Origin of the sequence: Nitrospira sp. ND1 (assembly GCF_900170025.1) — a bacterium.
Taxonomy (GTDB): Bacteria; Nitrospirota; Nitrospiria; order Nitrospirales; family Nitrospiraceae; genus Nitrospira_A.
Map to the genome: position 1 here is coordinate 1,369,679 of NZ_FWEX01000006.1, position 15,519 is coordinate 1,385,197.

At 57.3% G+C, this 15,519-nt stretch carries 12 protein-coding genes; 8 read left to right on the top strand and 4 right to left on the bottom strand.

Features of this window, described 5'->3' with window-relative positions:
* Positions 1–36 precede the first annotated feature (36 nt).
* The 4 genes from NSND_RS11075 to uvrA form a co-directional block, all read right to left on the bottom strand.
* Positions 37–465, bottom strand: a complete 429-nt coding sequence (locus NSND_RS11075; RefSeq protein ID WP_080879065.1) for a DUF3015 family protein — start codon at positions 463–465, stop codon at positions 37–39.
* 272 nt (positions 466–737) lie between these two features.
* Entirely contained in the window at positions 738–1,067 is a 330-nt protein-coding gene (locus NSND_RS11080; protein ID WP_080879066.1) for a DMT family protein, read from the bottom strand.
* 66 nt (positions 1,068–1,133) lie between these two features.
* Positions 1,134–1,808, bottom strand: a complete 675-nt coding sequence (locus NSND_RS20970) for a hypothetical protein (RefSeq protein ID WP_143833517.1) — start codon at positions 1,806–1,808, stop codon at positions 1,134–1,136.
* Positions 1,809–2,273: 465 nt separating this feature from the next.
* Positions 2,274–4,781, bottom strand: coding sequence for an excinuclease ABC subunit UvrA (uvrA, locus tag NSND_RS11090; protein WP_080879068.1), 2,508 nt, complete (start codon positions 4,779–4,781; stop codon positions 2,274–2,276).
* Between the two features lie 196 nt (positions 4,782–4,977).
* Here uvrA and NSND_RS11095 point away from each other — a divergent pair, with 196 nt between their 5' ends.
* The 8 genes from NSND_RS11095 (at position 4,978) to NSND_RS11130 (ending at position 15,518) form a co-directional block, all read left to right on the top strand.
* Positions 4,978–5,778 carry a hypothetical protein gene (locus NSND_RS11095; protein WP_143833518.1) on the top strand — a complete coding sequence of 267 codons (801 nt, stop codon included), beginning with the start codon at positions 4,978–4,980 and terminating at the stop codon, positions 5,776–5,778.
* Complete coding sequence (locus tag NSND_RS11100) at positions 5,768–6,547, top strand: oxygen-binding di-iron domain-containing protein (RefSeq protein WP_080879070.1); 780 nt, start codon at positions 5,768–5,770, stop codon at positions 6,545–6,547. Before NSND_RS11095 ends, NSND_RS11100 begins: the two co-directional genes overlap by 11 nt.
* Positions 6,548–6,638: 91 nt before the next feature.
* Positions 6,639–7,415: a methyl-plastoquinone biosynthesis methyltransferase MpqE gene (locus NSND_RS11105; RefSeq protein ID WP_080879071.1), complete on the top strand. Its 777-nt coding sequence runs from the start codon at positions 6,639–6,641 to the stop codon at positions 7,413–7,415.
* Between the two features lie 95 nt (positions 7,416–7,510).
* Positions 7,511–9,166 (top strand): B12-binding domain-containing radical SAM protein, encoded by a 1,656-nt coding sequence (locus tag NSND_RS11110; protein ID WP_080879072.1) that lies wholly within the window; start codon positions 7,511–7,513, stop codon positions 9,164–9,166.
* A 165-nt stretch (positions 9,167–9,331) separates the two neighbouring features.
* Positions 9,332–11,443 (top strand): universal stress protein, encoded by a 2,112-nt coding sequence (locus NSND_RS11115; protein ID WP_080879073.1) that lies wholly within the window; start codon positions 9,332–9,334, stop codon positions 11,441–11,443.
* Complete coding sequence (locus NSND_RS11120; RefSeq protein ID WP_080879074.1) at positions 11,443–12,846, top strand: radical SAM/SPASM domain-containing protein; 1,404 nt, start codon at positions 11,443–11,445, stop codon at positions 12,844–12,846. The genes NSND_RS11115 and NSND_RS11120 overlap by 1 nt, the downstream gene beginning before the upstream one ends.
* 70 nt (positions 12,847–12,916) lie before the next feature.
* On the top strand, positions 12,917–13,432 hold the full coding sequence (locus NSND_RS11125) for a DUF4149 domain-containing protein (protein WP_080879075.1): 516 nt from the start codon (positions 12,917–12,919) through the stop codon (positions 13,430–13,432).
* 352 nt (positions 13,433–13,784) lie between these two features.
* Entirely contained in the window at positions 13,785–15,518 is a 1,734-nt protein-coding gene (locus NSND_RS11130; RefSeq protein WP_080879076.1) for a di-heme-cytochrome C peroxidase, read from the top strand.
* Position 15,519 lies beyond the last annotated feature (1 nt).

Sequence of the window (15,519 nt, forward strand, 5' to 3'; positions counted from 1 at the left end):
CATCGTTCCCATACAGTCCTCCTGACTTACCGCAAGTTATGGTAGTAGCGAAGCTGCCACCAACTCACGATTCAGCACGCTGACCATCTTGAGATGCGCCGTGCGATCTTCTTCCAGTGCCGCCGCAAATAAGTCGGCGTGCTTGCGTTGCAACGCCAGGCCAAAATCCTCCTGTTTGTCGGCCGGGATTCCATACAGCGAGGCCAAGGCACTCACGTACTGGCCCCCACCAGCCGCAGCCTCGTGACGGAGGTTTTCATACGCCACCCCCGCAAAGAGATTGATCTTCTGCTCTTTCAGCACCATGCCGCCTGCAGAAAAGAGCCCATTGGGGCTCGTGCTGGAGAAGAAATTGACGGTCGTGTCGACCGTAGCTTTCGTTGTGTTACAGCCCCCGACCATGAAGCCGGCTGCCACAACACACAGGCCCAATCCCAGGTTTTTCATTGATGTTGCTGTCTTCATACATGCCTCCTTCTCGGGGCTGTCAGCGTGAGATCATTTCCCAATCCAGCCTTCTCCTCACGTTGTAATCGAGAAACATCCAGGGCGACCCTAGTCATTACCCTGGAGAGAGGGAAGAAAGGCGCTAGCAAAGCGGCTAACGCTGGCGCCTGTCAGATGCCAGGACCGAGACTACGAAGAAAAATTTGATAGACGCGCCAAAGGATTGGGGGGAGCTGGGAAGGCTCGTCTAACAGTAGGAAGAAGTTGAAAGAACTGTCGAATGACCGCGATCACCATTCCTTAAAGACAAAAAACACGGCACCGATCATCATTCCGAAGCCAACCAAGTAATTCCATTTCAGCTCTTCCTTCAGATATAGGACTGAGAAGACGCAGAACACGATCAGGGTGATGACCTCCTGGATCGTCTTGAGCTGCGCCGCCGTGAATTCATAGTGGCCGATCCTATTCGCCGGCACCTGAAAACAGTACTCTACAAACGCAATCCCCCAACTCACCAGGATGGCGATCCACAGCGGCGACTCTTTGTATTTCAGATGCCCATACCAGGCGAAGGTCATGAAGATGTTGGAGACGGTCAGTAGCAGGATGGTGTGCATGGGACTCCTATGGAGAAGCTTATGGCTGATGGCACGTAGCGCATGGCCAGAATAAGGAACTCACCCTCACAATTCCCAAGGCCACCGAGTTTTCTCTATGCACTCCTTACTCAAATTACTCAAAATGTTTTGTGCCGTTTCAAGGAGGCGATCCCCCGTGATCGCATGGTTGTCTTCGTAGCGCACACTGCGGTCAACGCGTGTAATACGGGTAACGAAAGGAAATCGGACGTTGTGAACTGCGGGGCAACGTGCATAATGATAGAGCATTTCGCAAAGGGAGAAGAGGTGGATATGGTCGAGAAGATTCTGACGATCATAGCCGGGGAATGGCGCTTGCTCTATGCATGCTACAAACTCGTTCGGTGGGACATATCGGACTTTGACCCTGATTTGATCCGGCTCGCCATACTTGGCAACTATTGCATTGGAGATTTCCTTGTAATTCTTTAATCTCTTGTACCTATCCTCGTCCCGAAATTCTGAGCGGGGCCATTGCATAAAGAAGAACAAATCGATTTGGTCATAAAAATCTGTCATCCCTGAATATTCGCGTACGGCCTTTTTATACTTTTCATTGTCTCGCAGCCCTGGGTATCGGAGAGAACCAAACGCGCCCACATAGCAACACAGAACCAGCCAAGCCTCACGATAATACTCCGGGACTTCCATCAACGATTTGACCCGGGCCAAGTTTTCTTGCCACCCGTCAAAATAATCTCTTATCTCGTCGGCCTTCACATGCAAACTATGCCTACCTCGTACAACTGAAGTGGGGTGTCTGAACCGTCTTTCACTCCGCGCGCCTGAAGCATGTTCTGCCTCTACCCCTTCTCGGTGAGGGGCCAGGGCGGCCCTCCACTGCGCGCATCGGACGAACACCGTTTCATCATGCGCGTTCCGCGAGGTGCGCGACGCGACGAATAAGGAGCGTCATGTTTGCGCACGCCGGCGAGTGGTGAGCCGGCCGTGTTGTTGAAGGAGGGCCGCCTTGGCCCCTCACCCCCCTTCCTTCTTAGCGGGGGTGGAAGGGATGGAGCCTTCGGAAGTCGGCATCGCGGGCGTGGCGAGATGTAGCGGATGAACCTGCCGTTGTGCGACGGCATGCGACCTTCGGTCGCGCCTCAAAGTCGCACACGGCAGCCGGTAGCGGGTCGTGAGCCGTCTCCGCCCATCGCATCATGACGACTCCGAACGCTCCATCCCTTACACTCCCGCTTCTTTCAACACCTGTCCCGTATACGACCGTTTCACTTTGGCGATCTCTTTCGGCGGGCCTTCGGCCACGATTTCGCCGCCCCGGTCGCCGCCTTCAGGTCCCAGGTCAATGATCCAATCCGCATTGCGGATCATGTCGAGATTATGTTCGATCACCAGGACAGTATTGCCGGTCTCGACCAGACGATCGAGCACGTCCAGTAATCGCTGGATGTCGGCGAAGTGCAAGCCGGTGGTGGGTTCATCGAGAATGTACATCGTGCGGCCGGTGGGACGTTTGGAGAGTTCGCGCGAGAGCTTCACCCGTTGGGCTTCACCGCCCGACAACGTGGTGGCGGACTGCCCTAGCTTGACGTAATGCAGCCCCACGTCGTGGAGCGTCTGCAACTTGGTCTTGATGTAGGGGATGTTCTCGAAGAACTCCAAGGCGTCGTCCACGGTCATGTTGAGGATATCGGCGATGCTGCGCCCCTTGTACTGAATCTCCAGGGTCTCGCGGTTATACCGCTGGCCTTTGCAGACCTCGCAGGTGACATAGACATCGGGCAGGAAATGCATCTCGATCTTGATGAGGCCGTCGCCCTGACAGGCTTCGCAACGCCCGCCTTTCACATTGAAGCTGTAGCGGCCCGGCTTGTAGCCGCGCACGCGCGACTCGGGCAGGTTTGAAAACAAGTCCCGGATGAACGTGAAGAGGCCGGTGTAGGTCGCCGGATTGGATCGCGGCGTGCGGCCGATCGGCGATTGGTCGATGTCGATGATTTTATCCAGCGCATCGACACCTTTGAGTTCCTTACAACCGTTGATCTTCGGCTTCTTGTGATAGAGCAGCTGGGAGAGCGAATGGAACAGCACTTCGAGCACGAGGGTGCTCTTGCCTGATCCCGATACGCCGGTCACGCAGGTTAACAGGCCCAGGGGAATGTTGACGGTGACGCCCTTAAGATTGTGCTTCTTCGCCCCTACGACGGTCACAAAGCCCTTGGGCTTCCGGGTACGAGACGGGAGCGAGACCATCTGCTCGCCGCGCAGGTACATCCCGGTTAGCGAGTCGGGATTCGCCATCACCTGCTTGGGTGTACCCTGGGCGATGATTCGGCCGCCATGCGTGCCGGCGCCCGGGCCCAGGTCGAGAATGTAGTCGGCCGCCTCCATCGTCTCCGCATCGTGCTCCACCACGATGACCGTATTGCCGAGATCGCGGAGGCGAAGCAGAGTCTGGAGCAAACGCCGGTTATCCCGCTGATGGAGGCCGATCGACGGTTCGTCCAGGATGTACAAGACGCCGACCAGGCCCGACCCGATTTGGGTGGCGAGACGAATACGCTGACCTTCGCCGCCTGAAAGCGTGGCCGCCGGACGGTCCAACGTCAGGTAATCCAAGCCGACATTGACCAGAAATCCCAGGCGCTCGCGAATCTCCTTCAGGATGCGATGGGCGATGACGAGTTCGCGCTCGGTAAATTTGAGGGACGTGAAAAAATCCGCCGCTGCCCGCACCGATAACATCGTGACTTCGGCAATCGATTTCTTGGCGATCTTCACCGCCAGACTTTCCGGCTTGAGCCGCGCCCCGTCGCAGGTTTCACACCGCTCCAGCAGCGTAAAGTCCTCTTCTTCCGACGCGCCCGGCGTCATGGCATACCCGATTCCGTCGCAGGCCGGGCAGGCTCCATGCGGGCTATTGAACGAGAAGATGCGCGGCGTGATCTCCGGATAACTTACGCCACACTTAATGCAGGCCAGCTTCTCGCTGTACAGATGCACCTTGCCGGTCTCTGACAGGACGCCGACCAAGCCCCCGGCCAGCTTCATGGAGGTTTCGACGGAGTCCGCCACCCGCCGCATCAACGCGTCGCCGGGCTTCATGACCAGTCGATCCACGACGATCTCTATATTGTGTTTCTTCTGCTTATCGAGCGTGATGTCCTCACCGAGATCGACGATCTCCCCGTTGATCCGGGCCCGCACATAGCCGGCCTTCCGCATCTCCAGCAATTCTTTCCGGTATTCACCCTTCCGCCCGCGCACGATAGGCGAGAGAATCTGGAATTTCGTCCCTTCCGGTAGTTCACAGATGGCATCCACCATCTGCTGGACGGTCTGTGCCGTGATTTCCTGGCCGCATTGAAAACAGTAGGGATGGCCGACACGGGCATACAGGAGCCGCAGGTAGTCGTAGATTTCAGTGACGGTCCCGACAGTTGAACGGGGATTGTGACTGGTGCTCTTCTGTTCGATGGAAATGGCCGGCGAGAGGCCCTCGATGGAATCCACGTCGGGCTTGCCCATCTGTTCGAGAAACTGCCGGGCGTACGCGGAGAGGGACTCGACGTACCGCCGCTGGCCTTCCGCATAGATCGTGTCGAAGGCCAGGGAGGACTTCCCCGACCCGCTCAGGCCGGTCATGACAACCAGCTTATCCCGAGGAATCTCGACATCGAGGTTCTTCAGATTGTGCTCACGCGCCCCTTTGATAATGATGGAATTGCTCATAAGCGCGGGATTATACCACGCCGTCGCGCGAGTCTCGGCATGCAACCACCGTGACGTTGACGCAGATGCCGGCAAGACCGTCAAAATATCGACGCACCCTTACACCACAGACCGGAAGGGATTTTAGTTTTGCAGAGATGTGCCGATAGGGAACTGCGGGAGCCTTCACCCCGCCCCACAACCACTCACGATTTCGATGGCCGCTATGCATGACGTGCTGAGCCTCTTTAAACGGAATATCAATCAACTATTCGGGATTACGGTCGATATCCTCAACGTCGGCCGCTCTCTCCAGCAGCTGTCGCTGTCTATGCAAATTCTTGCGAATAACGGCGTGGTCCAAGCGGCCAAAATTCCTGGTGGAAAAGGCCGGCCCATGCTGGCACTGGTCGAAATCCTGAACAACACCCCCAAAGAAATCCGACCGGAAGTGGAAGCTCTGGAGCATCTCTGTGCGGGGCTGGCCAAAGTCACCGCCAGCAGTTCGAATATTGTCTGGCGCTACCACCAATTGATTGCGAGCCTCCTCTCGGCGATGGCGCATGCGGAACCGACCTCAGCCTCGAAACATCTGGAGACGTTGTCTCACCTCCGCTTCACCACCGCCGCCGATGTGACCCAATTGATGCACCATCCGGCGTTTTCGGACACCGGGGCACTCGAACGTGACAATCGCGCCTATATCGTCCATCTGTGCCAGACCAATCTCGCCGAACTGCATGAACGGCTGAAAGAGGCGCTGCGCTGTCTGGGGGAAACCCAGCAGGCGCTGGTCGGGCTGAAAACGATCGGCCTCACCGCGCGCTACATGGCCTTCTGCATCGCCTCGGAAGCGGCCGGATTGGCCGAGGCTGAAGCCAACTTCAAGAACCTGGCAACGGAAATTACCCATGTCGTGGACGATCTGGATGCGAAAACCCGCGCCATGAAAGAAGCCATCGAGCACGGGCAGGAACTCTTAGAACTGCTGCTGAAAGGGCACACGTATGCAAAGTAAAGTCTTGTACAACCAGGACGGCCACCAGTGGATCGTCATCGGCCGGGACCCCGAAAAGGACAGCCACGTCATCGATACGAATGAGTACGTCATCATCAATCGCGGCCATGCCATGCTGCTGGACCCGGGCGGCATTCAGATCTTCCCGCAGGTCCTGGCGGAGCTCGCGAAGTATGTACGCATGCAGGATATCAAGGTGATCTTTGCCAGCCACCAGGATCCGGATATCTGCTCGTCGCTGGCCATGTGGCTCGACCTCAACCCGACGATTAAAACCTACTGTTCCTGGCTGTGGACCGGCTTCGTCAGCCATTTCAGTACCGGCGCGGTGATTACGTTGAACCCCATTCCGGACCAGGGGATGCGCATCAGGATCGGCGACGAAGGCCCTGAGGTTGAAGCCGTTCCGGCCCACTACTGTCATTCCTCCGGCAATTTCTCCCTGTACGATCCGACGGCAGGGATTCTGTTCTCGGGGGACATCGGCGGCGCCCTGGTCCCGGATCACCATGCCAGTCTGGTCGTCACCGATTTCGAACAGCACATCCAATACATGCGTGGGTTTCACCTGCGCTGGATGCCGTCCACCGTCGCCCTGCGCGGATGGACACAACGAGTCCGCGCCATCAAGCCCCGTATGATCTGCCCGCAGCACGGCTCGATCTTCGAAGGCGAGATGGTCGGCAAACTGCTGGACTGGCTGGACAGCCTGGAAGTGGGTCAGTGGAAGGACAGCGCCGCCAAGACCGACACACGCGCGGCGGCCTGATCGCCGATCGCCCACCGATCATTTCCATCACATCCGTCCCACCGGCACCGCTACCTTGACAACAGGCAAAAGCGGGTGCTACCACCCTCCCATGGTGCGGACGGAACGATCTTCCATACATGATCAGCCGGAAGGGGCGGCAAAGGCCGTCTCAACCTGGTCCGGGCAGGCGCGCGAACAGGCCGTCCAACGGATGTTCACCGCGATCGCGGGCGTCTACGATCTCAACAACACCCTGCTGAGTTTCGGCCTTCATCACCATTGGAAACGCCTCACGGCTTCGTATGTGCCCACCGTAACGAACGGACGCGCACTCGACATCGGCGCCGGCACGGCGGATCTCGCCCTCTTGATTGAACCCAAAATGGGCGAGCAGGGCCACGTCATCGCCTCCGATTTGAACCATGCGATGTTGGCGGAAGGACTGAGAAAAGTCACCGGGCGCGGGCTCCGCGACCGGATTACCTGCCTGCAGGCCAATGCCGAGCAGCTGGGCTTCCCCGACGAGACCTTCCATGCCGTGACCACCGGTTTCTGCATGCGCAACGTGGGCAACCTGACGCAGGCGTTCACGGAAATCCGTCGGGTGCTGCGGCCAGGCGGTCGATTCGTCTGCCTGGAGTTTTCACGACCGGCCTATGGCTGGCTGCGCGGCCTCTACGATTGGTATTCGTTTCGTCTACTTCCCTGGATCGGCACCAAGGTCGCACGAGACCGGACTGGGGTCTACGAATACCTCCCGGCGTCGATCCGCACCTTTCCCGATCAGGAGCGGTTGGCCACCCTGTTACGCGAAGCCGGATTTCGCCAGGTGGAGTACCGGAACCTCACCGGGGGCATTGTCGCCATCCACATCGCAACCAAGTAACAAAGAGCGTATGGCCTATGGCGAATAGCACCAGGAGCAGGGAACAATTCCTTTCTCACCTGTCAGTCATACGCTATTAGCCATCAGCTCCGACCATGGAATCCATTCTCTACATTTTCCTCCCCTGCAAGAAGGTGTACCCGATCGGGGTCACCTATCTGGCCGACTTCATCCATCGCCGGAAACCGGAAGTGCGGCAACGCATTCTCGACCTCTCGTTGTTTTCAGAGTCACAGCGCAGCCAGGCGATTCGCGATGCCGCGCTTGAGTTCAAGCCGGACCTTGTGTGTTTTTCATGGCGGGATATTCAGATTTTCTCTCCCCATGAAGGCGATGCCTCGCTGGAGCATGCCTTCAATTTCTATTTCGCCGGGAACCCCATCAAGCGGGTGGCGGCGTCGTTCGCCGGGCTGAAGCAGCTCTATCGCTACTACAGCCACATTCGCGCCAACCTGTCGTACCCCTGGCTGGTCCGGAAGGAATTCCCTAAAACGCAGATCATGATCGGCGGCGGAGCCTTCACGGCCTTTGCGGATCAGTTGATCGAAAAACTGCCGGAAGGAACCATCGGCATTTTAGGCGAAGGGGAAGATGCGATCCTGAAGGTGGTCAACGGCGAATCGCTGGAAAACGAACGCTATATCATTCGCGAGGGGAAACAGACGCGCAAGGGCAACCAGGGCTCGCCGGCGCTGCTCGATGCCTTGACCGTCGATCTGCCCTATCTCACCTCCATTTTCCCTCAGCACGCCGCCTATATGGATGAATCAATCGGCGTGCAGACGAAACGTGGCTGCCCGTACGACTGCGCCTTCTGTCTGTATCCTTATATTGAAGGCAAACGCGTGCGGTACCGGCCGCCGGAAATGGTCGTCAAGGATATCTCTCAGCACTATCATCAATGGGGTGCCCGGCGTTTCTGGTTTACCGATGCCCAGTTCATTACCGGGAAGGAAGCCTATCCGCAGTGCACCGAGATCCTCGAACGGATTGTGAGTGAAAAACTTGAGATCGAGTGGTCCGGTTACATCCGCACCTCGTTGATCACGCCGGAGCTGGCCAAGTTAATGGTGCGATCGGGCGTCGGAGATCTGGAAGTCGCCATCACATCCGGGTCGCAAGAGGTGTTGAATAACCTGCACATGGGCTTCAAACTCGAACGCCTCTACGACGGGTGCCGCTATCTGGCAGAAGCCGGCTTCAAGGGCAAGGTCATCCTCAATTATTCACTGAACTCCCCGAAGGAGACGGAAGAAAGCCTGCTCCAGAGCGTCGAGTCCTACAAGAAGGTCGCGTCGATCCTGGGAGAGGAACGGGTCTTCCCCTTGATGTTCTTCCTTGGTATCCAGCCCAATACAGACCTGGAACACCGGCTGCTAGAAGAAGGCTACCTCTCGGCCGGATACAACCCGCTCATGCTGACGCCGACGAGTATTCGCAAACTCCTCTATAATCCGGCACCGTTGAACAAACTCATCGCGAAAGCCTGCCTCGCCGCATGGGAACGAAAAGAAGGAAGCCGCGATCCCCGAGCCTGGACCGGATCCCTCTCCCAAACCGCCTCTCTAACGACCCCCTCCGGTCCGAAGCCTGACACGGCCCACTATGCCGATGCGAATCTCATTCGCGGCATTCAAAACAACTCCGGACGGGACGCGCTGTTGACCCTGGAGGAGATACTCCGCTCGCGTCGCCCGGCTCAGCCGACAGCCGCCACCACCGAAAAGACGGCTGTGAGTCCAATGAGTTAGCCGTTATTCACAGGCCCCTGCACGCCCCTTGGTTTGCTTGCATTCCCCGAGAACACGGTGCTATCATGCCGCTTCTTTTGGGGTAAAGTTCCATTCAACCGTTTGAATTCTTGGCGGTTCTCTGATCTCATCCCCCTGTAGAGTGTTTGCCTAGGAGGCGTCTCGATGTACAAGACCATTTATATCCCGGTCGATAATTCCGACCATTCCAATACAGCCGTCGACGTTGGAGTCGAATTGGCGAAAACCTACGGTTCAAAGATTGTGGGCAGCCACGTCTATGCCGCCAAGATGCACGATAAGCGTTTTAAGCAGATGGAGGCCGGCCTTCCCGAGGAATATCACGACGAGAAGGAACTCGACCGCCAGCGCCAGATCCACGATTCGCTGATTACCCGCGGGCTCCAGATCATCACGGATTCCTACCTCGACTACGTTGATAAAAAGTGCAACGAGGCGAACCTGCCTGTCGAACGCCGTTCCTTAGAAGGTCGCAACTGGAAAGTGCTGGCGGAGGACATCAATACCAATGCCTATGATCTCGTCATCATGGGAGCCTTGGGAGTCGGAGCGGTCAAAGACAGCGTGATCGGCAGCAACACCGAGCGGGTCCTGCGACGCGTACGAAACTCCGACATGTTGATCATCAAGCAGCCGACTCCGGTAGGCACCGGCAAGATCGTTGTGGCCGTGGACGGCAGTCCCTACTCCTTCGGCGGACTCATGACCGGTTTGGCGTTAGGCAAAGCGTTTAATGTGCCGGTCGAAGCTATCTCCGCCTTCGATCCCTACTTCCATTACGCGGCGTTCCACAGCATTTCCGGGGTGCTCAACGAAGAGGCGGGCAAGGTCTTCCGCTTCAAGGAGCAGGAGAAGCTGCACGAAGAAGTCATCGACAGCGGTCTGGCAAAAATCTACCAGTCGCACCTGGATATCTCCCGCGAGATCGCCCAAGCCGAGCAGACCGATGTAAAAACGACCCTCCTGGACGGGAAAGCCTTCGAGAAGATCATTCAATACGTGCGAAAAGAAAATCCTTGGCTGCTCATCGTGGGCCGCATCGGCGTCCACAGCGACGAGGATATGGACATCGGCAGCAACACGGAAAACCTGCTGCGTTCCGCGTCCTGTAACATTTTGGTGTCGAATCGGAAGTATGTGCCACCGATCGATACGCAGGCGGAATACACCATTGCCTGGACCGAAGAAGCCCTGCGCCGGATGGAACGGATTCCCGTGTTTGCCCGCGGAGTGGCTAAGACCGCCATTCACCGGTACGCTATTGAGAAGGGCCACACGATTATCAGCAATACGGTCGTCGACTCTGCCGTCGGACATATTCTCCCCAAGGGAGCGATGGATGCGATGCGGGCGTTGGGCGGGAATCTGGATGCCGCCGGAATCGATCGCGACAAGATGCAGGCCGACGATTCAGTCGCACAGGACCTGATGGGTTCCACCTTGAGCGGCATGATGACCCAAGTGGTCGAGGAAAAGCCGGTCAACAGCCCCGGTACCCAGGCCTATCTGGATCGCATGAGCCAGAACTACTTTGTCTGCGACGGGTGCGGATATATCGGAAAGGGCGACACGCCGGTGAAATGCCCGGTGTGCAGCGCCGAAGGGGATCGCTTTAAACAAGTCGACAAGACGATCTTCGAAGCGGCCGCCAAGGCCGAGGGTGGGCTTGAGACCGATCTCGCCTACGACGATGTCCCGATGCAGTGGACCAAGGATGCGAAGGAAGCGATTCGCGCCGTCCCGGCCGGGTTCCAACGTCGCCGGGCCAAAGCCAAAATCGAAAAGAGTGCCCGCAAGCTCGGCATGACCACAATTACGCTGGAATATGCCGGTCCGATGATTCAAGAGGCGGCAGCGGAAGACTATACGCCCATCTTTGCAAACAAGGGTACGGGAACCACTCCTCAACAGTCCCCTGAGGCAGCCGAAACCAACGGAGCCGACGCTCATGCCAAGAACGGCCATGGCGAAGAACCGGCTCCGGTTCCTCAGGAAACCGTGTCGCCCTATACCTGGACGCCGGATGCTCAGGGTCGTTTGGACCGCGCACCGGAAGGGTTTATGCGGGAATGCACCAAGGCCCTGATCGAAAAACATGCCGATAAAATCGGCACGACGGTCATCACCCTGGAAGTGGCAACTGAGGGAATCGAGCAGGCGAAGGGCTACATGGCCGATGCCATGAAGACCGGCAATCTGAAAGATATGATCGCCAACCTGACCGGCTCCTCCAGCAAAACCGGGGCGAACCGGTGATGGGAAAGTCACTGCCGGTTCTCAATTTCCCGTTCCTCGGAGATAAGCTGGAGTCTCTCCAGCAACAAATCTCGAAGTTCATCTCCCCGACTTCCCCCTCGGCTGCGCCGAACGACGGTCGCACGGTCGATGACTTTAAACCCTATCTGGTCGCGCTGAACCTCACCAAGCGCTGCAACCTCAAGTGTGATCACTGTTATCTCGATGCTACGACCAAAGCCGGCGGCGGGTCGGATGAGCTCAGTACGGAAGAGTGCTTCCGTCTCATCGATCAAATCGCCGAGGTGAACAAAGGATGCCTGCTGGTGATCACCGGCGGAGAACCGCTGGTGCGTCCCGACATCCTGGACATCGCCCGACATGCCGTGGGGCTCGGCTTCATCGTCGTGTTCGGCACCAATGGCATGTTGATCAACGATCGCATGGCAAAAACGCTGGTCGAGATCGGTGTCATGGGCGTCGGCATCAGCATCGACTCGCTTGATCCGGACAAGCACGATCAGTTCCGTGGTGTCCCCGGTGCCTTTGCCAGCGCATTGGCCGGCATCGAGGCCTGCAAACGCAATGGTCTGCAGTTCCAGGTTCACTTCAGTGCGCAGCCCATGAACTATCAGGAATTGCCTGCAGTCGTGGAATGGGCCCACACCCTCGGCGCACGGGTCCTGAACGTGTTCTTCATGGTCTGCACTGGACGCGGCGAAGAACTGACGGATATCACACCCCAACAGTACGAAGAGGTTCTTGGCTATCTTGTGGATTGCCAGGACCAGTACAAAGATATGCTGGTACGCGCCCGCTGCGCTCCGCATTTCAAGCGACTGGCCTACGAAAAAGATCCCAATTCCCCTCTGACCAAAGCCACCGGATATATGGGCGGAGGCTGTCTGGCAGGGACGAATTACGCGCGAGTCACTCCGAACGGGGAACTGACCCCCTGTCCCTACATGCCGCTATCGGCCGGAAATGTTCGCGAGACGAGTTTTGTCGATTTGTGGGAACGCTCGGATGTGTTCAATTCCTTCCGCTACCCCCAACTCAAGGGCAAATGCGGCGATTGCGAGTACACGGACATCTGCGGCGGCTGTCGGGCTCGACCCTACGTAGATCACGGCGACTGGCTCGATGAAGACCAATGGTGCCTGTACACCCCCAAGGGCGGAGACAAGATCAAGGTCGCTTTCAACACTCCGGAAGAGACCGATATTGCATGGGATGAGGCCTCGGCGCTTCGACTCAGCCGAATCCCCTATTTCCTGCGGGCCATGGTCAAGAAGGGCGTGGAGCGCCATGCGAGAGAAACCGGAATCGCGATGATTACCGTTGAGTTGATGGAAGAGCTGCGGAAAAAGCGCTTTGGAAACGACGCGCCGGTCTTCAATTTCGATATGCGAGGGAAGGACTAGGGACCGGGCGCCACGCAGGACCTACGGTAGCCCCAGCTACATTCGCTGGTCGCCCCTGACCGATCTATAAATGGATTCCGTACAAAGTATCTTCCTCGATCTGAATCAACTGATTCCGATCGTCAATCACTGGCTCCATCTCCTCTCAGCTGTGATCTGGATCGGCGGCCTCGCGTTCATCGTGATGGCCGTCAAGCCGGGGCTTCGAGAAGCCGCCCTACCCAAGGAATATGTCCGCCCGATCACCGACGCCTTTTACAAGCATTACAAGCGGGTGGCGGGGATCCTGTTGGTCGTCCTGCTGTTCACGGGCGGCATCAACCTCCACTACGTCAATCAGATCTTCGTCTCGCAGACCGGCCAGGGCATGCAGAACCATCCCAAGTACCTCTGGATTTTCTGCATCAAGCTGATTCTGGTCTTGTGCCTGCTCACGCTGTTTCTCTACACCGTCATTTTCAAGTCGGATCAGGACGAGGAAGAGGAAGGCGAAAACTACGAATCGATTCCGTTTCAACGCGCCGCGCTCTGGATGGGCTTCTTCATCATCCTCTGCGCCGCTGCCATGAAACATCTCCACCAGTAGCAAGTTCGCTTCTTCCGCATATCGTTTTCATCAACTGCGCTGTATCTCTTCAGATACCCCATGCGCTTGACCCGCTCTTCCCTTTCCATACCGGACGAGACGGGCTTCAAACCTGCCACCCGCCACGCATCGCACTCAAAAAATAAATGGCTTTCGTGTACCGATCCAGGTACCCTTCCCGCGCTTATGGCATATGAGTTGCTTCTCAGCACCTGAGTGAGTGCGGCGCTTGCCTCCATCAGTGCCGTCGCAATCAGTGAATGAATGATGCATGCGCGTCAGGTTGACCAACCCCTGGATCAATCATGCACTACCCGTTCAGATAATCTCGCCCACCATGAGGAGATGGACCATGCCTTTCTACTCCCAACGTATCGTGGTACTTGCCGGGCTGCTGTTTGCACTCTCGACCGTACATTGCCAGGCGATTGATCTGCCCCCTCCCCACACAGTCAGTTCATCCGACACCCAAGGATGGACGGAGCAGGACCGGCAACAGTGGTACCATACGTCCGCCGGCACCCAGCTGCTCCCTTATGATTGGTTTGTCGTCCTGGAGGACGAGCCACTCAAGAACAGCTTCGCCCGAACCGGCATCATCCCCGACCAGACCCATCCCGACAGACTTCCAATCGGATTCACGAAGACCGAGGGGCCGAACGTCCCGGAGCCGACTGTCGGGTTGACCTGTGCGTTCTGCCACACGACTCAGTTCACCTACCAAGGCAACCCGATTCGTATCGAAGGGGGTCCGTCCCTCCAATACAACCAGCGGTTCCTACAAGTACTCCTGGAGAGTCTTGGAGAGTTGAAAGCCCCCGACAAATTCCAGGCCTTTGCAGCTCGTGTACTGCAACGCCGTGGACAGGCGGTGACTCAAGAGAATATCGCTACCTTAGCCGGCCAATTCTCACAGGTCATGAAGGATCTCGTCGCTAGAGGGGGAAGAGATGCCTCACCCGCACTGTGGGGCCCGGGACGGTTCGATGCGCTCGGTCGTGGCGGCAATACGGTCTTCTCGCCGCTCAATCCGGACAACCTCAGGCCTGCCAATGCACCGGTGAGTATTCCGCCGCTCTGGGGAGTATGGGAATATGATTGGGTGCAGTGGGCCGGCTCCATTCAACATCCGCTCGCCAGAAATATCGCCCAAGTCATTGGGGTGAACGCCGCACTCTTCTCTTGGGCAAGAACCTCCCCTCAGCCTCCTTCAGAAAAGAAGGAGATCTTTCGGTCGTCTATTGATGTGGCCTCATTGAAAACATTGGAGGGGCTTGCGAAACGGCTGCACCCACCAAGGTGGCCGAAGAGCTTCCCTCCGATCAATCGAGAGTTGGCTGCAAGAGGGAAAGATCTCTATCACGGCAACAAGCTGAAGGGCCTTCCGAATCTCTGCGCCCATTGCCATGTCGCCACGAAGCTCGATTCGCCGAACCCAAACGGCCCAAGCCTGCACGTCACGATGATCCCCCAGAAAGAGGTCGGCACGGACAGCCTGTATCTGGAGAATTTCTCCCGACGTACCGTCGACCTAGAACGTCTTGGGTTGGGCCGATTATCGGCAAAAGACGCCTCCCAGTTGGTCACCACGGAATTGATGACCCTCAACGGCGCGGGGAGCGACCCTGAGTACCAGCATCTCACCAACACATGGCGTGACAAGGCCCAATACATCGCGCGCCCGCATCTTGCCGTTTGGGCAACCGCTCCATTCCTTCACAATGGGTCCGTTCCCAACCTCTACACATTGCTCTCTCCGGTTAAGGAACGGCCGGCCTGCTTCTATCTCAGTCCGAACATGGAGTTCGATCCGGTGAAGGTCGGGTTCGTCGTCTCGGAATGCAACGATTCTCCGACCTTCCGCGATCCATTGGTAGGATTTGAATTTAAAACTCACCTTCCGGGAAACAGCATGGAAGGGCATGAGTTCAAAGGATCTGATTGTGGGTCTGTGGTGGCGGGCGCCGGTGTATTAGGATGTGCGATACCGGTCGCTGATCGTTGGGCCATCGTCGAATACTTGAAGACCTGTGACCTCGACCGTTTGGTCTTACATGATGCCCCGGCCTGCCGGGATCTTGAATAAC